General features: G+C 67.2%; 15 protein-coding genes. 6 read left to right on the top strand and 9 right to left on the bottom strand.

Annotation, left to right across the window (positions count from 1 at the left end; genetic code table 11):
• The first annotated feature begins 137 nt into the window (after positions 1-137).
• Together katG and AC0IZS_RS30445 are read left to right on the top strand one after the other, a co-directional pair.
• Positions 138-2,336 (top strand): catalase/peroxidase HPI, encoded by a 2,199-nt coding sequence (gene katG, locus AC0IZS_RS30450; protein WP_471639080.1) that lies wholly within the window; start codon positions 138-140, stop codon positions 2,334-2,336.
• Positions 2,337-2,450: 114 nt separating this feature from the next.
• A complete protein-coding gene (locus AC0IZS_RS30445; RefSeq protein WP_471639079.1) occupies positions 2,451-2,849 on the top strand; it encodes a carboxymuconolactone decarboxylase family protein in 399 nt (132 codons plus the stop codon).
• A 5-nt stretch (positions 2,850-2,854) separates the two neighbouring features.
• Here the strand turns inward: AC0IZS_RS30445 and AC0IZS_RS30440 are convergent, their stop codons facing one another.
• Positions 2,855-3,397: a PAS and helix-turn-helix domain-containing protein gene (locus AC0IZS_RS30440; protein WP_057206148.1), complete on the bottom strand. Its 543-nt coding sequence runs from the start codon at positions 3,395-3,397 to the stop codon at positions 2,855-2,857.
• 90 nt (positions 3,398-3,487) lie between these two features.
• Between AC0IZS_RS30440 and AC0IZS_RS30435 the strand changes: the two genes are divergently transcribed.
• A complete protein-coding gene (locus AC0IZS_RS30435; RefSeq protein WP_471639078.1) occupies positions 3,488-4,195 on the top strand; it encodes a CoA transferase subunit A in 708 nt (235 codons plus the stop codon).
• Positions 4,196-4,197: 2 nt separating this feature from the next.
• Positions 4,198-4,836 carry a 3-oxoacid CoA-transferase subunit B gene (locus AC0IZS_RS30430; protein WP_471639077.1) on the top strand — a complete coding sequence of 213 codons (639 nt, stop codon included), beginning with the start codon at positions 4,198-4,200 and terminating at the stop codon, positions 4,834-4,836.
• Positions 4,837-4,950: 114 nt separating this feature from the next.
• Here AC0IZS_RS30430 and AC0IZS_RS30425 read toward each other — a convergent pair whose 3' ends face one another.
• The 8 genes from AC0IZS_RS30425 to AC0IZS_RS30390 form a co-directional block, all read right to left on the bottom strand.
• Complete coding sequence (locus AC0IZS_RS30425; RefSeq protein WP_145693723.1) at positions 4,951-5,244, bottom strand: DUF4148 domain-containing protein; 294 nt, start codon at positions 5,242-5,244, stop codon at positions 4,951-4,953.
• A gap of 57 nt (positions 5,245-5,301) precedes the next feature.
• Complete coding sequence (locus AC0IZS_RS30420) at positions 5,302-5,595, bottom strand: DUF4148 domain-containing protein (protein WP_471635633.1); 294 nt, start codon at positions 5,593-5,595, stop codon at positions 5,302-5,304.
• 253 nt (positions 5,596-5,848) lie between these two features.
• Positions 5,849-10,528 (bottom strand): LamG-like jellyroll fold domain-containing protein, encoded by a 4,680-nt coding sequence (locus AC0IZS_RS30415; protein ID WP_471639076.1) that lies wholly within the window; start codon positions 10,526-10,528, stop codon positions 5,849-5,851.
• Between the two features lie 198 nt (positions 10,529-10,726).
• Positions 10,727-11,581 (bottom strand): class I fructose-bisphosphate aldolase, encoded by an 855-nt coding sequence (locus AC0IZS_RS30410; RefSeq protein ID WP_471639075.1) that lies wholly within the window; start codon positions 11,579-11,581, stop codon positions 10,727-10,729.
• 34 nt (positions 11,582-11,615) lie between these two features.
• A complete protein-coding gene (locus AC0IZS_RS30405; protein WP_471639074.1) occupies positions 11,616-12,596 on the bottom strand; it encodes an aldo/keto reductase in 981 nt (326 codons plus the stop codon).
• Between the two features lie 23 nt (positions 12,597-12,619).
• The gene (locus AC0IZS_RS30400) at positions 12,620-13,654 is read right to left on the bottom strand and encodes an ABC transporter permease (protein WP_471639073.1); all 1,035 of its coding nucleotides are present in this window, start codon (positions 13,652-13,654) and stop codon (positions 12,620-12,622) included.
• Positions 13,651-15,168, bottom strand: a complete 1,518-nt coding sequence (locus tag AC0IZS_RS30395; RefSeq protein WP_471639605.1) for a sugar ABC transporter ATP-binding protein — start codon at positions 15,166-15,168, stop codon at positions 13,651-13,653. The genes AC0IZS_RS30400 and AC0IZS_RS30395 overlap by 4 nt, the downstream gene beginning before the upstream one ends.
• An 11-nt stretch (positions 15,169-15,179) precedes the next feature.
• The gene (locus AC0IZS_RS30390; RefSeq protein ID WP_007854385.1) at positions 15,180-16,226 is read right to left on the bottom strand and encodes a substrate-binding domain-containing protein; all 1,047 of its coding nucleotides are present in this window, start codon (positions 16,224-16,226) and stop codon (positions 15,180-15,182) included.
• A gap of 181 nt (positions 16,227-16,407) precedes the next feature.
• On the opposite strand from AC0IZS_RS30390, the gene AC0IZS_RS30385 reads away from it, so the two are divergent.
• Together AC0IZS_RS30385 and AC0IZS_RS30380 are read left to right on the top strand one after the other, a co-directional pair.
• The gene (locus AC0IZS_RS30385) at positions 16,408-17,961 is read left to right on the top strand and encodes an FGGY family carbohydrate kinase (protein WP_471639072.1); all 1,554 of its coding nucleotides are present in this window, start codon (positions 16,408-16,410) and stop codon (positions 17,959-17,961) included.
• Positions 17,958-19,733 carry a glycerol-3-phosphate dehydrogenase/oxidase gene (locus AC0IZS_RS30380; RefSeq protein WP_471639071.1) on the top strand — a complete coding sequence of 592 codons (1,776 nt, stop codon included), beginning with the start codon at positions 17,958-17,960 and terminating at the stop codon, positions 19,731-19,733. Before AC0IZS_RS30385 ends, AC0IZS_RS30380 begins: the two co-directional genes overlap by 4 nt.

Here is a 19,733-nt window from a genome sequence, read left to right as displayed (position 1 = left end):
ACCCCGGATGACAATGGCTTTGCAATTTCGATAAATATTGACTATTGAAGACATTCAATCGATTCAATTTACGCGCCATGGATTGCTTCCTAAGATGGGCCTCGCCAAGTGCCTGAACCATTGACAAGGAGAGACCCATGACAACAGAAGCCAAGTGCCCCTTCGACCACACCAAGGCAGCCGCCCCCAAGGGCCGCGGCAACGCCGACTGGTGGCCCAACCAGCTCAACCTGCGCCCGCTCAACCAGAGCTCCCCATTGGTCGACCCCATGGGCGACGGGTTCAACTACGCCGAAGAGTTCAAGAGCCTGGACCTCGCGGCCGTGAAGGCCGACCTGCATGCGCTGATGACCGACTCGCAGGACTGGTGGCCGGCCGACTTCGGCCACTACGGCCCGCTCTTCGTCCGCATGGCCTGGCACAGCGCCGGCACCTACCGCCTGGCGGACGGCCGCGGCGGTGCGGGGGCCGGGCAGCAGCGCTTTGCGCCCCTGAACAGCTGGCCCGACAATGCCAACCTGGACAAGGCGCGCCGCCTGCTCTGGCCCATCAAGCAGAAGTACGGCCGCAAGATTTCATGGGCCGACCTGATGATCCTCACCGGCAACGTGGCGCTCGAATCCATGGGCTTCAAGACCTTCGGCTTTGGCGGCGGCCGCCCCGACGTGTGGGAACCCGATGAAAACGTCTACTGGGGCGCAGAGACCACCTGGCTCGGTGGCGACAAGCGCTACAGCGGCGAGCGCGACCTGGCCAAGCCCCTGGCCGCCGTGCAGATGGGCCTGATCTACGTGAACCCCGAAGGCCCCAACGGCAACCCCGACCCCATCGCCGCAGCGCGCGACATTCGCGACACCTTTGCCCGCATGGCCATGGACGACGAAGAGACCGTGGCGCTGATCGCCGGCGGCCACACCTTCGGCAAGACCCACGGCGCGGGCGACGCGGCACTGGTGGGCCTGGAGCCCGAAGGCGGCGGCATCGAGGACCAGGGCTTCGGCTGGATCAGCAAGCACGGCAGCGGCTTTGGCGGCGATGCCATCACCAGCGGCCTGGAAGTGACCTGGACCACCACCCCCACGCAGTGGAGCAACAACTTCTTCGAGAACCTGTTCGGCTTTGAATGGGAGCTGACCAAAAGCCCGGCCGGCGCCCACCAGTGGACCGCCAAGGGCGCCGAGGCGACCATCCCCGATGCCCACGACCCGTCGAAGAAGCGTGTGCCCACCATGCTCACCACCGACCTCTCGCTGCGCCAGGACCCGGCCTACGAGAAGATCTCGCGCCGTTTCCTCGCGCACCCCGAGCAGTTCGCCGATGCCTTTGCGCGCGCCTGGTTCAAGCTCACGCACCGTGACATGGGTCCGCGCGTGCGCTACCTGGGCCCTGAGGTGCCGGCCGAAGTGCTGATCTGGCAGGACCCGATTCCCGAGGTGGACCACGCCCTGGTGGATGCGCAGGACGTGACGGTGCTCAAGGCAAAGATCTTGGCCTCGGGCCTGTCGGTTGCGGAACTGGTGTCCACCGCCTGGGCCTCGGCCTCCACCTACCGCGGCGGCGACAAGCGCGGCGGGGCCAACGGTGCCCGCATCCGCCTGGCACCGCAAAAGGACTGGGAAGTGAACCAGCCTTCGCAATTGGCCAAGGTGCTGGGCAAGCTCGAAGCGATACAGCAGGATTTCAATGCCGCGCAGACCGGCGGCAAGAAGATCTCGCTGGCCGACCTGATCGTGCTGGGCGGTGCGGCGGCCGTCGAGTCCGCCGCTCGCAGCGCCGGCCAGGAAGTGAGCGTGCCCTTCACGCCAGGCCGCATGGACGCCTCGCAGGAGCAAACCGACGTGCCCTCGTTCGAAGTCATGGAGCCGCTGGCCGATGGTTTTCGCAACTATGTGCGCCCGGGTCTCGAAGGTGCCGTGGCCGAGTTGCTGATCGACCGCGCCAACCAGCTCACGCTGACCGGCCCCGAGATGACGGTGCTGCTGGGTGGCCTGCGCGCCCTGGGCGCCAATGCAGGGCAGGGCACGCACGGCGTGTTCACCCAGCAACCGGGCGCGCTCACGAACGATTTCTTCGTGAACCTGCTGGACATGCGCACCCGGTGGCAGAAATCCAGCTCGGCTGCCGGTGTCATCGAAGGGGTGGACCGCACCACTGGTACGGCGAAGTGGACGGGCACCGTGGCCGACCTGGTGTTCGGCTCCAACTCGCAACTGCGTGCGCTGGCCGAGGTCTATGGCAGCAGCGATGCGCAGGCGGTGTTCGTGCAGGACTTCGTGAAGGCATGGACCAAGGTGATGAACCTGGACCGCTTTGACCTGACTGCAGCCAAGGCCTGAGCGGTTTGAACGCGCCCCCTGCGCGCCTTGTCGAAGGGCGCCGCAGGGGGCGCTGTGCTTTGCGTGCGAACCATGCGGCTACCATGGCGGCCCCAACCGAACCGGAGAGCCCGCATGGCGCAACCACAAACCCCATCCAGCAGCAAAGACTTCGACAAAGGCCTGGCCACGCGCAAGCAGGTCATGGGCGAGGACTTTGTGGCCAATGCCTTTGGCAACGCCACCGAGTTCACCCAGCCGATCCAGGAGTTCATCACCCGCAATGCCTGGGGCGATGTCTGGCAGCGCCCGGGCCTGGACCTGAAGACGCGCAGCCTGGTCACCGTGGCCTTTCTCACCGCACTGGGCAAGCAGCACGAGCTCAAGGGCCATGTGCGCGGCGCGCTCAACAACGGCGCCACGGCGGCAGAGATCCAGGAAGTGCTGCTGCACGCCAGCATCTACTGCGGCCTGCCCGCAGCGGTGGAGGCCTTTCGCACGGCCGCCGAGGTGATCGACGGGCCGAAAAAATAGGGTTGTTAGCCGGCCAGAAGCTTGTGCACGAGGTCCGCTGCAGTGGATGCGTTGTACTTGCGCATGAGGCGCGCGCGGTAGATCTCTACCGTGCGGTGGCTGATGTCCAGGGTGCGCCCGATCTCCTTGGAGGTCAGGCCTTCGAGCAGCCGCGCGGCCACTTCGCGTTCGCGGCCGGTGAGCTCGGCCTTCACCGGGCGCTGCGAGCTCAGGTCCTCGAAGCTCCAGATGCCCGAGGCATGGGGGTCTTCGCGGTTCAAGGCACGTCCTGACACGTGGCACCAGAACACCTCGCCGTTGGCGCGCTTCATGATGCGGTTGTCGGCGTAGTGGCCCTTGGCGTTGAGGATGGGTTCCATGTGCGCGCCCAGGCGCTCGTACTCGTCGGCGCTCGGATAAAGTACCTGGAACGACTGGCCGATCAGCAGCTCGCGCGAGGCGCCGAACATCTCGCACACCTGGCGATTGCAGTCCACCATGGTGCGGTTGCGCGAGAGCACCAGGCCCACGGGGGCCATGTCAAACGCGAGTTTGTAATCAACGTCCATCGGTGGCGTCCATAGTGCAAGTCTTTACGGGGTACTACTTATTCGGGTACGTAGTATCGTAGCGTATCCAACATTCGCAAGGAGATCGTGGTGAACAAGATATTTCCCTCCGCAGCCAAAGCGCTGGAAGGCGTGGTTGCAGATGGCCAGTTGATGGCTGTCGGCGGTTTCGGGCTGTGCGGTATCCCCGAGGCCCTGATCGACGCCCTGCGTGATTCGGCCGTGAAGAACCTCACCGTGATCTCCAACAATGCGGGCGTCGATGGCTTCGGCCTGGGCAAGCTGCTCGAGACGCGCCAGATCAAGAAGATGATCTCGTCCTACGTGGGCGAGAACAAGGAGTTCGAGCGCCAGTACCTGGCGGGCGAGCTGGAGCTCGAATTCACGCCCCAGGGCACGCTGGCCGAGAAGCTGCGCGCGGGCGGCGCGGGCATCCCGGCCTTTTTCACCAAGACCGGTGTGGGCACCATCGTGGCCGAGGGCAAGGAGCTGCGCGAGTTCGACGGCGAAACCTACGTGATGGAGCGCTCGCTGGTGCCCGACGTGTCGCTGGTCAAGGCCTGGCGTGCCGACAAGTCCGGCAACCTGCAGTTCCGCCTCACGGCGCGCAACTTCAACCCCGCTGCCGCCACGGCCGGCAAGGTCTGCATCGTCGAAGTGGAAGAGATCGTGGAGACCGGTGCCATCGAACCCGACCAGGTCCACCTGCCCGGCATCTACGTGCACCGCATCGTGCACAACGCCCACCCCGAGAAACGCATCGAAAAACGCACCATCACAGAGAAAGCAGGAGCCTGACCATGCCGTGGACCCAAGACCAGATGGCCGCACGTGCGGCGCAAGAACTCGAAGACGGTTTCTACGTGAACCTGGGCATCGGCATCCCCACGCTGGTGGCCAATTTCACGGGTGACAAGGAAGTGTGGCTGCAGTCCGAGAACGGCATGCTGGGCATCGGCCCCTTCCCGACCGAAGACGCGGTGGACGCCGACCTGATCAACGCCGGCAAGCAGACCGTGACCACGATCAAAGGCTCGTCCATCTTCGGCAGCGACCAGTCGTTTGCCATGATCCGCGGCGGCAAGATCAACCTGTCCATCCTGGGCGCCATGCAGGTCAGCGAAAAGGGTGATCTGGCCAACTGGATGATCCCGGGCAAGATGGTCAAGGGCATGGGCGGCGCCATGGACCTGGTGGCCGGTGTCAAGCGCGTGATCGTGCTCATGGAGCACGTGGCGAAGAAGAAGGACGGCACCGAAGACTTGAAGATCCTGCCTCAGTGCACCTTGCCCCTCACGGGCGTGGGCGTGGTGGACCGCATCATCACCGACCTGGCTGTGCTGGACGTGACGCCCGAAGGCCTCAAGCTCGTCGAGCTGGCCCCTGGCGTGAGCTTCGAATCACTGCAGGCCAAGACCGGCGTGACCGTGCTGCAGTGAGCCGTGCGCGGCCGCGCGCGGCCCAGCAAGGCAAAAGGCCGGTGCCCCTCGCGGGGCCCCGGCCTTTTTGCATGGAAGCTGCAGTGCGGTCTGCAGCCTGCCTTGCCTGCTCGATTACAGGGCGCTGATTTCGCCCGAAGGGATCTGGCCCAGGCGCACGGCTTCGGCAGCCGCTGCACGCACGGCAGCGCGGTCAGCCGTCGACTTGTAAGTCACAACGCGCGAACCAGCTGGCTCGATGCTGCGCGTCTGTGCCACGGTAGCGGCTTCAGCAGCCACTTCGGCACGGGTGCGGTTGGTGTCGAACTTCAGGGCGAACTGCGAGCTGTCGGCTTCGTCAGCGTGGGCACCGAAAGCGGAGAAAGCAGCCACAGCGGCGATGGACAGGAAACGTGCGGTCTTGTTCATGGTGATCTCGATTCTTGATTTGATTGGGGGTAGGGGGTCAGTTCAATCCGGGGCTGCTTACAGGGCGCCGACTTCGCCGGAAGAAATCTGGCCGGTGCGCACAGCATCAGCAGCCTGGGCACGCACGGCAGCGCGGTCAGCGGTGGACTTGTAGGTCACGACACGCGAACCAGCAGGCTCGATGCTGCGGGTCTGGGCCACGGTAGCGGCTTCAGCGGCCACTTCGGCGCGGGTGCGGTTGGTGTCGAACTTCGTGGCGAATTGCGAAGCATCGGCTTCGTCGGCCTGGGCACCGAAAGAAGCGAAAGCGGCAACAGCGGCGATGGAGAGGAAGCGTGCGGTCGTGTTCATGATGAATTCCTTGAAGATAAAAAAGCGTCTCAATAAAACCGGGACAAAACCATTTCGAACCGGGTTCGGTGAGTCGCCTTGCGGGTTCGGCTCATCGATGGGTTGAACTGTACGCCGCAGGGGTCCAAAGAAAAACCACCCAGTCGCAAACTGTCTGTTCCAGTTTTGGAAACAGTGGTGCGAGAAGCGGGCATGAAAAAAAGCCCGCGGCTGCAGTGCAGCCGCGGGCCAGGGGTGCGCTTCGCGCGGGTGTTCAGGGCAACTGGCTCCAGTTCTGGTTGTTGCCGCCGTTGCAGGTCCAGGTGAGCAGGGGGATGTCCTGCGCCGTCGAGTTGTTGGGCACGTCGAGGCACGCGCCCGATGCGCGGTTGCGCACGGTCGATCCCGACAGCGTCCACTGCGCCGTGTTGCCCACCGTGCAGGCCAGTTGAACGATGCCCGCACCGCTGGTGGCCGCGCTGTCCTGGGCCAGGCACAGATTGCTGTGCTTGGCCACCAGTTGCACGTAGCCACCCGCGAGGTTGCGCACCGTGAAGGTCTCGTTGTTCGCCGAGCCGCAGGGCCACTGGATGGCGACAGCGCCGCTGGCGGCCGAGGCCCCGCGGATATTGACGCACAGCGTGCTGTGGCTGGAGCGCAGGCGCGTGGTGAACTCCGACGCCGTGTCCAGCGAGCGCACGTAGTCGGCCAGCGCCAGCCGGTCGGCCGCGGGCAGACCTGCCACGTTGCCGTGGCCGCCGGTGATCACGTCCAGCACACTGGCCTTCTGGCCGTTGTGCAGGTAAGACTTGGCGGCCCAGCTGCCGATCAGCGTGGGTGTGTCGAAGCCCACGCCGGCCAGCGGCTGGTTGGCGCCCTTGCCCGAGGAGGCCTGGATGCTGCCCACGTCGTGCCGCAGGCCGTCCTGGAAGGTGCCGCCCGCATGGCAACTGGCGCAGTTGGCGTTGGCGAACAGGGTCTGCCCGCGCGCGGCCTCCACGGTAAGGTTGCCGTCGGCAGCGCGCGCCGGGCTGCGCATGTACTTGTTGAGCGAGGCGAGGTAGGCCGCCAGGTCGTCGAGCTGCGCATTGCGGCCGGCCTTGGGCGCGCCCAGCGGGTCGCTGGTGGCGGCAAAGTCCGCATCGCTCAGGAAGCCCGTGCCGCCGAAGGCGCTGCGCATGTCGTTCTCGAAGTCCTGCACCTCGTCGAAGTTGGCGCTCCAGTGCAGCTTGCCATGCCCGGTGCCGCGCCGGCCCTGCAGGCTGATGGTGCGGCGCAGGCCCTCGCCGCGCTGGGTGAAGTCCCAGACCATGCCATCGTCCCCGCCGTCGGCGTGGCAGCTGGCGCAGGACATGTAGTTGTCCTTGCTCATGCGCCGGTCGGCCGCGTTGTAGAACACCAGCTTGCCGCGCAGTGCCGCCGCTGCCATGGGCTCCTGCGCCACCGTGGTGATGTTCTGCAGGAACACGGCTGCCGCGCTGCGCGAGGCCAGCACGTCGGCCACGTCATGCACGGTGACCGAGCGCGCGAGGAAGTTGTTCACGAACAGCCGCTTGCGCGCCGCGTCCAGGTACAGGCCGTGCGGCGCGCTGCTGGCGTTGATCTCGCCGCGCACGGCGCGGGTGTAGGCATCGACGATGGCGATGTTGTTGCCCTCCATCTGCGCGACGAACAGGTAGTCGCCCGCAGGGGAGAAGAGGGCGGCGCGCGCCGGTGCCCGGTCGTCGAAGTCGATCTGCTCGGGCAGCAGGTGCGTGGCCTGCGCCAGGTCCACCTGCGAGAGGATGGAGCGCACTGTCTGGTCGTGCAGCAGGTCGCCACCGTCGCGGAAGCGCCCGCGCACGACGTTGTCCTTCTTGCCCGGCAGCACGGCGCGGCTGCCGTCGGGCGAGACCACCACCTGGCTCAGGTAGTTGGCCACGCCGCGGGCGCTGTTCTCGGTGTCCACCGTGCTCGTGTCCACCGGCAGGGCGATGGTGGACAACAGGCCCATGGAGCTGAGGCCCACCTTGTGCAGTTGCCCGCCCGTCATCTTCGACTTGAAGCGCGTGACGTAGACCGTCTGCGAGTCGGCCGCCACCGCGATGCCGCGCAGGTCGCCTTCCAACGCCAGGGTGCCCGTGGTGTTGCCATTGGCCGGATCGAACGCGATCAGCGTGGACTTGGACTCCAGCGTCAGCAGGCCCTTGCTGCCATTGGGCGTGAAGGCCACGCCGTAGGGTCCGCTGCCGTAGGGCAGAGCCACCGTGGCCGCGATGCTTCCGTCGGCCGGGTTCAGCGCCACCAGCTTGTCCTCGCCCTGCACGGTGACCCAGATGCGGCCATCGGGGGCGCGCGCCAGGGTCTTGGGCTCGTCGCCCACGCGCGTCTCCCAGCGCTTGGTCAGGGCCAGCGCATCGATGGCGGCCACCGTGCCGCTGTCGGGGTTCACGGCATAGACGCTGTTGGCATCGCCGACGATGTTGCTCGAATGCGTGGGTGCCGTCGCCGTCACCGGGAAGATCACCGTCACGTTGTAGGTGTAGAAGGTGTCCTGGCCCGCCGCGTTGCGCACCGTGAGGGTCACCGTGTAGTGGCCGGGTCGGTTGTAGCTGTAGGTGGTGTTGGCCTGGGCCGAGAAAGCGGTCTGCGTGCCGTTGCCGAAGTTCCAGCGGTAGCTGACGCCCGTGCCCCCGCCCAGCCGGGTCGGGTCGAAACTCAGCTGCCCGTTCACCAGCTGCGGCCCGCCGCTCACGCCGGCATCGCCGATGATGGCTTGAGAGCGCAGCTGCGTGACATCGGCATCGCTGAGCACGCGCCCGTAGACGCGCACGTCGGCCAGGCTGCCGCGGAAGAAGTCGGTGTTGCCCTGTATCTGCCCGAGCAGCGCGAACTTGTTGGATAGGCCCTTGGTGCCCGTGAGCCCGGTGGAACTGGTCTTGGTGCCGTCGATGTACAGCGTCTGCGCCCCCGAGGCTGCGTCGCGCGTCATCACCACATGGTGCCAGTTGCCGTCGTTCACGGCCGCGGTGGAGCGGGTACCGGGGTTGTTGGCCGCCACGTTACCCACCGAGAGGTTCAGGCGCCCGGTGTTGTCGATCCAGCCCCAGAACACGTCGTCCGCACCGCCCGACTGGTCGCGCCCGAAGAGGCCGGGCGCCGTCCAGGCGTTGGCCGAGCCGGCCTGCGTGGTCTTCATGTAGAACGCCAGCGAGGCCGTGCCGCCCAGGGCGGTGGCCACGCTGTCGTTCTTGAGCGGCACACCGCCCGTGCGCTGCGCGAAGTTCAGGCCAATGCTGCTGAACTGGTCGGCCGCCGAGGCCGTGCCGTTGTTGGCCCCGATCTCGTCGGTCAGGGTGCTCGACAGCGGCCAGTGGTTCATGAGGCTGATGTCGGTGGCATTGCCGGTATGGAAAACGGCCTTGTACTCCGCTGCGATGCCGTTGCCCGCATAGTCCTTCACGCCGCCGGCGGTGAGCACGATCTCATAGCTGGTGCCGGCCGCCAATGGCTGCATGGGGTGGAAGTTGATGATGCCCAGCTGCACGCTGTAGGTGCCGGCCAGCGCGTTGCCGTTGACCGGCCGCACGATGAAGGTGCTGGCGTTCACGCTCTCGGGCAGGATGCTGTCCGTGAGGCCCACGCCGATGCGCGAGGTCAGCGCCTGCTGCTTGGCGCCGTTGGTGGGCGAGGTCTGCTTGACCGCCGGTGGCGTGGTGTCGCGCGCCGTCTGGTGCACGATGAAGCCGCTGCCCGAGCCGTGGTCGTTGCCGATGAACAGCAGGTTGCCCATGGGTGCCACCTGGCCGTGGTCGGAGTGCGAGTACTCGGGATCGTTGGTGGCGAACAGGCTGCCCTGACCCACCTCGACGTGGTTGAGCGGGTTGCTCACGTCCACCTTGTGTACCTTGAACTGCGCGCCCTGGAAGACGTAGTGGTCCTGCATGCCGCAGTACAACTGTTCGTCGATGACCAGCCGGTTGTCCTCCACCACGAATTGCGTGCGGTCGGAAAGGTCGTAGCTGTACATCTTGGCGCCGCCACCGCGCGCCGAGGCATGCAGATTCTTGCCGTCGAAGCAGGTGGCGTAGTAGACGGGGTTGGAGCCCACGGTGTCCAGCACCTTGGGGTTGAGCGGATCGGAGATGTCCAGGCTGGCAAAGCCGTCGGTGTTGTCCATCGAGGTCAGCACCATGTGGTTGCCCATGGTGAAGATGGGCCCGACGCGGAAGCCCCCGAGCTCGCCGGTGGGCACGGGGTTGGGCTTGCCCACACCGCGGTTGGCGATCACGGCATTGGCCGGGTCGCTCGCATCCACGATGTAGACACCGTCGTTGGCCGAAGCCACGTAGACATAAGGGGCCTGCCACCACAGCTGCCAGGCCACGTTGGCGTAGTCGCCGCCATTGACCGTGGGCAGTGCCAGCTTCTTGACCTGCTGGATGTTGTTGATGTCGGTGAAATCCCAGAACTCGATGCCCTTGATGCTGGGCACCACCACGTACTGCTTGCCGCCGATCTTCGCGGTGCCGAAGGCATGGGCCTCGCGGAACTCCTTGGTGCGCCCCTCGGGCTCGTAGATCTTCTTGGCGAGCACGATGGCGCGCGGGTTGGACACGTCGTACAGCAGAAAGCCGCCTGGGCCCAGGCCGCTGTCGGGCGCGAACGAGGTCAGGAAATAGCCATTGAGCATGATGCCCACGTTCAGCCCGTAGTCCTTGCGGCCGGGGTAGGTGGCCGGCACGTCGCCCGAGGCGCGGGTGATCATGGAGACCGGCTTGAACAGCTCGGCCGAGGTGTAGGTCAGGTTGCCCAGGCCCGGCCCCTGCAGCGGGAGCGGGGCCTCGGCGGCCTGCGTGACCGCAGCCGCCATGGTGGTGAGGGTGGTCATCGGACTCACCCCCGTGATCGCCGCATGCGTCAGCAAGGTGGCGAATGGCAGCAGCAGTGCCATCAGGTAATACCGGATTTTCATCGTCGTCTCCTGTGTGTGTGGTCCTTGGTGAACCTTCTTCCTCGATCTTTCCGACAGCCCTGCGCAGGCGCGCGCAGGCACGCCGGCCGGTGGCGTGGACGCCACCGGCCGCAGGGCTCTTTCTCCTGGGCTCCCTCTCTTCTTTTCTTTTCTGTGCTCTTCAGTGCGCAGCCATGCGCGCGTGGTGCTTGCGCTGCATCAGGATGCGTGCGTTCCTGTGCTGTAGAGGTCCCAGGCCGCCGCAGCGCTGGCGCCGCGGTGGATCATGGCCATCAGCGCATCGACCACGGCCGAGGGCTTGGCATGCTGGTACACGTTGCGCCCGTAGACCATGCCCACGGCCCCCTGGTCGAGCAGCACGCGCGAGCGTGCGAACACCTGCTGCAGGTCCTCGCGGCCGCCGCCGCGCACCAGCACCGGGCAGCGCGCGGCCTGCACCACGCGGTGGAATTCGGCGGGATCGGTGGTCGGGTCGGCCTTGACGATGTCGGCCCCCATCTCGCGCGCCAGGCGCACGAGGGTGACGATCTTCTCGGCGTCGCCATCGACCATGTAGCCGCCTTGCTCGCTGTGCGGGCGCATCACCAGCGGCTCGATCATCAGCGGCATGCCGTAGCGGTCGCAGTCGGCGCGCACGCGGGCGATGTTCTGCACGCACTGGCGGAACAGGTCGGGTTCATTGGGCAGCATGAACAGGTTGACCACCACGCAGGCCGCATCGCGCTGCACGGCCGGCAGCACCGGGTCGTGTTCGTTTTGCAGCAGGGCCCACATCACGCGGTGCGCGGTGGCGTTGTAGGGGTTGCCCATGTCGATGCGCATCACCAGCGCCGGCTTGCTGCGGCCGGGGCGGTCCTGCAGCAGGTCGGCCTGGCCGTAGTTGAGCTGGATGGCGTCGGGCGCGGCGGCCACCAGCTTGTCCATCACGCCGGGCATGTCTTCCAGGCCGTTGAGGAAGCTGGGCTCGTTGCACACGCCGTGGTCGAGTGCGATGTCCAGGCAACGGCCGTTGGTGAGCAGGCGGTTCAGGCGTGCGGTCTTGTCTTTCGACATACGAAGAAGTCCTTGGGTTGGGGGTGGATACGGGTCAGGCCAGGGCCTTCAGATGGGCGCTTGCGGCATCGTCGATGCGCTGCACGGCTTCCTCGGGCAGCTCCAGCGCGCCCGCGGTCGCGTTCTCGGTGGCCTGCGCCCGCGTGCGCGCGCCGCACAGCGCCACCGACACGCTGCCATTGGCCAGCGTCCAGGCAATCATCAACTGGCCAAATGAGCAGCCGAACTGCCGGCGCAGGGGCTCCAGTTCGTCGAAGAAGGCCTTGAGCCGGGCGCGGTTGGCCGCGCTGAAGCGTGGATTGGTGGCGCGCTGGTCATCACCCGTGAACTCGCGCGCCGGGTCGATGGGGCCGGCCAGCAGGCCCAGCGCCAGCGAGGAATAGCCCAGGATGGCCACGTTGTTGCGGCCGCACAGGGGCAGCAGGGTCTGCTCGATCTCGCGGTCGATCAGGCTGTAGCGTTCCTGGGCAGCATCCACGGGCCCCTGGCGCAGGTACTCGGCCAGCGTCGGCGCGTCCACATTGCTCACGCCGATGGCGCGGATCTTGCCCTGCTTCTTGAGGTCGAGCAGGGCATCCATGGTCTCTTCCACCGGCGTGGTGCTGTCCTGCCAGTGGGTGATGTAGAGGTCGATGTAGTCGGTCTGCAGGCGTTTCAGGCTTTCTTCCGCTTCGTGGAAGATCGAAGCGCGGCCCAGGTGGCGGTACACAGGGTGGCCGTCCTCGTCGAAGAAGTGGGTGCCCTTTTGCGTGTGCCACACCAGGCCGCACTTGGTGGCGATCACGGCCTCGTGGCGGCGGCCCTTGAGCGCGGCGCCCACGAGGCGTTCGGAAGCGCCCAGGCCATAGGCCGGCGCAGTGTCGATCAGCGTCACCCCGGCATCGAGCGAGGCATGGATCGCCTCGACGGCGGCGGCACTGTCCTGGCCGCCCCACATCCAGCCGCCCATGGCCCAGGTACCGAGGCCAATGGCCGAGCACTCGATGCCCGAGGGCCCGAGGGTGGTGGTCTTCATCGCAGCATTCATCATCACGGCATTCATCGCTTGGTCTTTCGGGTGTTCATGAGGTGGTCGATGGTCACGGCGGCCAGCAGGATCAGGCCCTTGATCACGTCCTGCCAGTACGGCGATACGTCGAGCAGGATCAGCGAGCTGGTCACCACCGAGAGCAGGGCCAGGCCGAGCACGGCGCCGAGCACCGTGCCCGAGCCGCCCTTCAAGCTGGCGCCGCCGATCACGGCTGCGGCAATCACGTTGAGCTCCATGCCCACGCCGAAGGTCGGCGTGGCCGCGCCGAAGCGCGCGGTGTAGATCACCCCGGCCAGGCCGGCCGAGGCGGCGCACAGCACCGTCACCCAGAACTTCACGTGGCCGACGCGGATGCCCGAGTACAGCGCAGCCTTCTCGTTGCTGCCGGTGTAGAACACGCGGCGCAGCAGGCTGGCGCGGCGCAGCACGAAGTCGCTGACCACCACGATGAAAAGGAAGATCAGGATCACCGCCGGTATGCCGAACAAGGTGCCCTGGCCGATGAACTTGAACGAGGCCGGCAGCGAGAACAGCGACTGCGGCGTGCCCTGCGTGAGCGCCAGGCACAGGCCGCGCACGATGACCATGAAGGCCAGCGAGGCGATGAAGTGGTTCAGCCCGATGCGCACCACGCAGCCGCCGATCATGGCCCCGATCAGCGCGCTGGCGGCAATCGCGATGAGCCCGGCCGTCCAGGGATCGAAGCCCAGCAGGAACAGCTTGCCCGTGACCACCATGGCAAAGCACACCACCGAGCCCACCGACAGGTCGATGCCGCCCACGATGAGCAAGATGGTCATGCCCACCACCACGATGCCCTCGATGGAGAACGACAGCAGCATGGCGCGGATGTTGTCCCAGGTCAGGAAGTAGGGCGAGGCAAAGCTCATGCCGATGCACAGCACCAGGATGATGGCCAGCAGGCCCATCTCGCGCATGCTGGTGAGCTTGGTGCCGCCGGGTTTGCCCGGCCCTCCCGGCGCCGGGCGCGGGGGCTGCAGGCCGGCCATGGTGCCGGCGTTCAGTTGTGCGGGGTGATTCATGCCATTTCCTCTTGTCGTTCCAGTCCCGAGGCCAGCCGCAGCAGGGCCTCTTCCGTCATGTCCTTGCCTTGCACCTCGCCCGCGACACGCCCATCGCGGACGACGAGGGCCCTATCGCACAGCCCGATGATCTCGGGCAGCTCCGAAGAGATGACCACCACGCCCACGCCCTGGCAGGCCAGGTCGCGCAGGATGTGGTGGATCTCCGACTTGGCGCCCACGTCCACGCCGCGCGTAGGCTCGTCCATCAGCAGCACTGCGGGGTTGGTGGCCAGCAGCTTGGCGATGGCCACCTTCTGCTGGTTGCCGCCCGAGAGGCTGGCCACCTCGATCTGCACGCCGTCGGACTTGAGCTTCAGGCGCGCGCCCAGCTCCTGCGCCAGCCGGTGCTCGGCTGCACGCTGCAGCAGGCCGAAGCGCGAACTCACGCGTGCCAGGGCCATGGAGGCGATGTTCTGCGCGATCGGCAGGTCCAGGTACACGCCTGCGGCCTTGCGGTCCTCGCTGAGGTAGGCGATGCCTTCGCGCAGCGCGTCGCTGTACTTGCGGATCGAGAGCGGCCTGCCACGCAGGCGCACGCTGCCGCCGGTGGCCGGGCGCAGGCCGCACAGGGTCTGCGCCAGTTCGCTGCGCCCGGCGCCCATGAGCCCGGCGATGCCCAGGATCTCACCGCGCTGCAGGGTGAACGAGATGCCGTGTACGCGCTCGCCGTCGGCCAGGCCCTCCACTTCGAGCACGTGCTCGCCGCGGTCCGCATCCTGCTGCTTGGGCGGGTAGTAGTTGCCCAGGTCGCGCCCGACCATGCGCCGCACCAGGCCATCGGCATCGAGTTCGGCCAGCGGGCCCGAGTGGACGTTGCGCCCGTCGCGCAGCACGGTCACGCGCGTGCAGTGCGCAAAGATCTCGGCCATGCGGTGGCTGATGTAGATGATGCCGATGCCCTGGTCCTTGAGGTCGTGCAGCACCCGAAAGAGGGCGGCCGACTCGTTGTCGGTGAGGGCGGCGGTCGGCTCGTCGAGGATCAGCACCTTGCAGTCGAGCGTGAGCGCCTTGGCGATCTCGATCAACTGCTGGCTGGAGATGGAGAGTTCGCCCACCCGCGCGGCCGGGTCGATGTCCTGGCCCAGCCGCGCCAGCACCTTGGCGGCGCGCGCGTTGATGTCGGCGTAGTCCATAAAGGTCTGCCGGCCCGCGTTGATCTCGGGCATGAAGATGTTCTCGGCCACGGTGGCGTCGCCGCACAGGGCGATCTCCTGGTGCACCAGGCCGATGCCCAGGCGCATGGCCTGGGCCGGACCATCGATGGCCACCGGGCGGCCGTTGAGCGATATCTCGCCCGCGTCCGGCTGGTGGATGCCATCGATGATGTTCATCAGCGTGGACTTGCCCGCGCCGTTCTCGCCGCACAGGGCGTGGATCTCGCCCGCCTGCAGCGAGAAGTCCACGCCCGAGAGCGCATGCGAAGCGCCGAAGCGCTTGCTGATGCCACGCAGCGCGAGCAAGGGAGCGCCCATGGTGGTGGTGCTCACTCGCTGATGCCCTTGGTGCCGCGGCGCGCGAGGTACTTGTCCCAGTAGAAGTCGTCGGCGTTGGCCTTGCTGACCACGGCCAGGCCGTTGTCCAGGAAGGGCACGGCCATGGGGTTGGTGCCGTTGCGCTTGGCATCGTTCATCGGGTCGATGAGGCCGGGGTTTTTGGCGAGGAACAGCATCATCATGCCCATGTAGCCCTGCATGCCCTGGTTGGGGTTGATGGCGCCGAACACGTCGCCGGACTTGATCATGTCCAGGATCTTGGCGTTCACGTCGCAGCACATCACCTTGATGTTCTTCTTGGTCTCCACCTTGGCCTGTGCCGCACCCAGGGCCGAGTTGGCTTCGGGCATGAACAGCGCGCCCAGGTTGGGGTTCGCCTGCGCCAGGCTCTGCACGGCCTGGTAGGCCTTGTTGGGGTCCTGGTTGCTGGCAGCGCGGCCCACCAGCTTCATGCCGGGGTGCTTGGTCTTCATGCGGTTGATGAAGGCGGCGATGCGGCGGTCGTGGTTGTCCTGGCCGGGGTTCTCCAGCACGGCGAATTCGCCCTTGCCGTTCAGCGATGCAGCGATGGCGTCGGCGGCCTGCGCGCCTTCGCGCTCGTTGTCCGAGGTGATGAACGAAGTGCGCTTGGAGTTGGGCGAATCGGCCGCGAAGGTGACCACCGGGATGCCCATGGCCGCTGCGCGGTTGATGGGCTCGATGAACGGGTCGGGGTTCATGGGGTGCAGCAGGATGCCGGCGGGCTTGCGCGCCAGCTCCTGCTCGAACGAGGCCAGCTGCTTGTTCACGTCGTACTCCGGCGTACCGGTGTAGCGGGTGCGCACGCCCAGCGTGCGGCCCAGCTGCTTCATCATTTCGTAGACCGGAAACCAGTACTCCACGCCCGAGACCATCACGTTCATCACGTAGACGTCGCTGGGGTTGCCGCGCAGTCCACCCGCTGCGGCGGGGGCTGCAGCAGGTTGCTGCGCGAATGCGCTGGTGCCGGCCAGGCCGATACCGGCGGCGGCTGCGGACTTCAGGAAATTACGCCTCATTTTTTGTCTCCTCTTGTTGAACGGTGCAGCATGGGGTGCTGCTTTCTCCAGGGCTGCGATGGGGTGCTTGCTGTCACGACAGTTGTTATGACAGGTAGAATGTAATCTTGGATCGAATCGCCAGATAGTTAGGGGAAACACTACTGGAACTGCCGGCTGGATCGGTGGAAGCTGTTATGACATGAAGACCCAACTACTGATTGGCATCGACCTCGGGTCGAGCAGCCTCAAAGCCCTGGCCCTGGAGGCCGCGAGTGGCCGCACCGTGGCCTTGTCCCGCCTGCCCCTGCAGCACGACCGCTTGCCCGGTGGCGGCTGCGAGGTGGGCGCATCCATGATCCGCTTGGCCCTGTCCACCGTGCTGCGCGACGTGGCGCACCAGCTTGGCAACCGGGTGGCCGATGTCCGCGCCATCGGCTGCACCGGGCACGGTGCGGGCCTGTATGCGCTGGATGACCGCAATGAACTGGCCGGCGGCCGCGCCGTGGCCTCGACCGACCAGCGCGCTGGCGCGCGGGCAGAGTCCCTGGCAAGGAGCCATGGCCCGCAATTGCGCGCCGACGTCGGCTGCCAGCCCTGGCCGGGCCAGCCCACCGTGATCGCGGCCGAGCTGCTGGGCGGTGGCGCGGTGCGCAGCGGCGCCCTGCGGCGCCTGATGTTCGCCAAGGACTACGTGGGCTTCCTGCTCACGGGCGAAATCGCCACCGACGCCAGCGATGCCAGTACCGCGGGCCTGCTCTCGGTGGCCACGGGCACCTGGTCGCCGCTGGCCTTTGCGGCCTCGGGCATCGCCGATCTGTCGCCCCAGGCCTTCGGGCCTCTGGTGGACAGCGGCGAGGTGATCGGCACGCTGCAGGCCTCGGCGGCCGAGGCGCATGGCCTGCCCGCGGGCATCCCCGTGGCCATGGGCGCCATCGACCTGCTGGCGTCGATGACCGCCATCCGTGCCGAAGAGCGCGGCCGCGCGGTCTCGGTGCTGGGCACCTGGTGCGTGAATGCCGTCATCGGCCCGGTGGTGGAGCCCCGGCCCGACGTGGTGGCGGTCGTCAATTTCGGGCCGCGCGAGCGGCGCCTGTACATGGAGAACAGCCCCTCGTCGATGGCCAACATCGCCTGGCTGGCCGGCGTGCTGGGCCTGCCCGATGCGCGGGCCGTGGTCGACCTGGCGATGTCGGTGCCGTTCGGGGCCGGGGGGCTGCGCTTTTTGCCTTTCGTGAATGGCGGCGCCGGCGTGTCGGCCGGCTTTGTCGGCCTGCAAAGCCACCATACGCGCGGCGACATGGCGCGTGCCGTGGTCGATGCGGTGGCTGCGCTGCACGCGCGCCATACCGCCCGCCTGGCGGCTGGCGGGCTGCCGGTGTCGGCCTCCACCGTGCTCGGAGGCGGCGCCAGCGACACGCGCCTGGTGCGCCTGCTGGCAGGCCTGCTCGGGCACCCGGTGGAGCGCTGCGCCGACGACGAGACCGGTGCGCGCGGCGCGGCGATCTATGCGGCGATGTCGCAGGGCATCGATACCCACCCCTTGCGCGCGCCCTGCGACACGGTCGAACCCGATGCCGGCCAGGCGCGCGCCCATGCGGATTTCAATGCCGACTTCAACGAACTGATAGCCACCATGTCCCCTGTCTTCGGCCATCTGGCGGGTACGTCGCCGGGCACTGCCCCGCCACGGCCAGCGCTGGCGCCCACTCCCCCCACCACCACACCCTTGCCGAGCGTGGAGGCCTTGCCATGAGCCCGCTTTCCCCATTGCCTTTCGTGCGCCCGGCCGCTGTGGCGGGGCGCCATTTCTCGACCGTGATCGTGGGCGCCGGCATCAACGGCGTGGGCGTGTTCCGCGACCTTGCGCTGCAGGGCGTGGACTGCCTCATCGTGGACAAGGGCGACTTCAGTGCCGGCGCCAGCAGTGCGCCCTCGCGCATGATCCACGGCGGCTTGCGCTACCTGGAGAGCGGCAGCTTCTCGCTGGTGGCCGAAGCCACGCGCGAGCGCAACCTGCTGCTGCGCAATGCGCCGCACCTGGTGCAGCCGCTCAAGACCGTGGTGCCGCTGTCGAGCTTTTTTGGTGGCCTGATGAGCAGCGCGCTCAAGTTCCTGGGCCGCACGCCACCCCAGCGCACGCGCGGCCTGCTCGCCGTGGCCGCCGGGCTGCGCCTGTACGACCTGCTGGGCCGGCGCCAGCGTGTGATGCCCAACCACCACATCAGCCGCGTGCAGCCGGCCGACCGCCTGCTGTTTCGCGCCGCCGTGCGCTGGACGGCGACCTTCTTCGACGCCTGGATCAGCCACCCCGAATGGCTGGTGCTAGAGCTGGTGCGCGACGCCTGCCGCGACCAGCCGCGCTCGGCGGCCAGCAACCACTGCCGTGTGATGGGTTGTGCGGGCAAGACCCTCACGCTGCGCGACGAAGTCACGGGCGAGGTGGTGCAGGTGACGGCCGATGCCGTGGTCAATGCCAGCGGCGCCTGGCTGGACCGCAGCACCGAGCTGCTGGGCGGCGCGGGGCCGCGCGTGATGGGCACCAAGGGCTCGCACCTGGTGCTCGACCACCCCCTGCTGCGCGATGCACTGGGCGGGCGCATGGCTTACTTCGAGGCGCTGGACGGGCGCGTGTGCATCGTCTATCCGTTCCTGGACCGGGTGCTGGTGGGCTCCACCGACATCCCGGTGGACGACCCCGACCAAATCGCCACCGAGCCGGCCGAAGTGGACTACCTGCTCGAGGTGCTGGGCGAGGTGTTCCCCAACCTGGCCTTCGGCCGCCGCGACGTGGTCTACACCTATGTGGGTGTGCGGCCGCTGGCACGCTCGGACGCCGACAAGCCGGGGCAGATTTCGCGCGACCATTCGGTGGTGGTCGATGCACCGTCCTCATCGCGCGATATCCCGGTGGTGGGGCTGGTGGGCGGCAAATGGACCACTTTCCGTGCGCTGGCCGAAGAGGCCACCGATGAGGTGCTGCGCCTGCTGGGGCGTGGGCGCACCGCCTCCACCCGGCAGTTGCCCATTGGCGGCGGCACCGACATGCCGCAGGGGGTGCAGGCGACCGAACGCTTCATCGACCGCATCGTCCAGGACGCGGGCCTGGCGCGCGGCCGCGCCCAGGCGCTGCTGCGCCGCTACGGCTCCCAGGCCCTGCGCATGGCGCAGCATTTCAAGGTGGCGGGTGACGAGCCGCTGCAGCATGCACCCGACTACTCGGTGGCGGAGGTGGCCTGGCTGTGCACCGAAACCGGTGTGATCCACCTTGACGACCTGGTGATCCGCCGCACGCTGCTGGCCATTCGCGGGCTCGTCACGGACGCGGCGCTGGCCGAAATGGCCGGCATTGCCGGGCAGGCATTGGGCTGGGATGCCGGGCGCGAACGGCAGGAACTGCACAATTGCACCACCGCACTGCGCGAGCGCCATGGCGTGCGCCTTGCCACGGCAGCGCCTGGTACCGATGCGGCAACGCCGGCCTTCCATGCACCATTGACCATCCATCCGGCCCTGAGCCCGTCCTGA

The organism is Acidovorax sp. AC410 (assembly GCF_979253235.1).
Note: the sequence above shows the minus strand (reverse complement) of the source record. Positions and strands in the feature narration are given on the sequence as shown.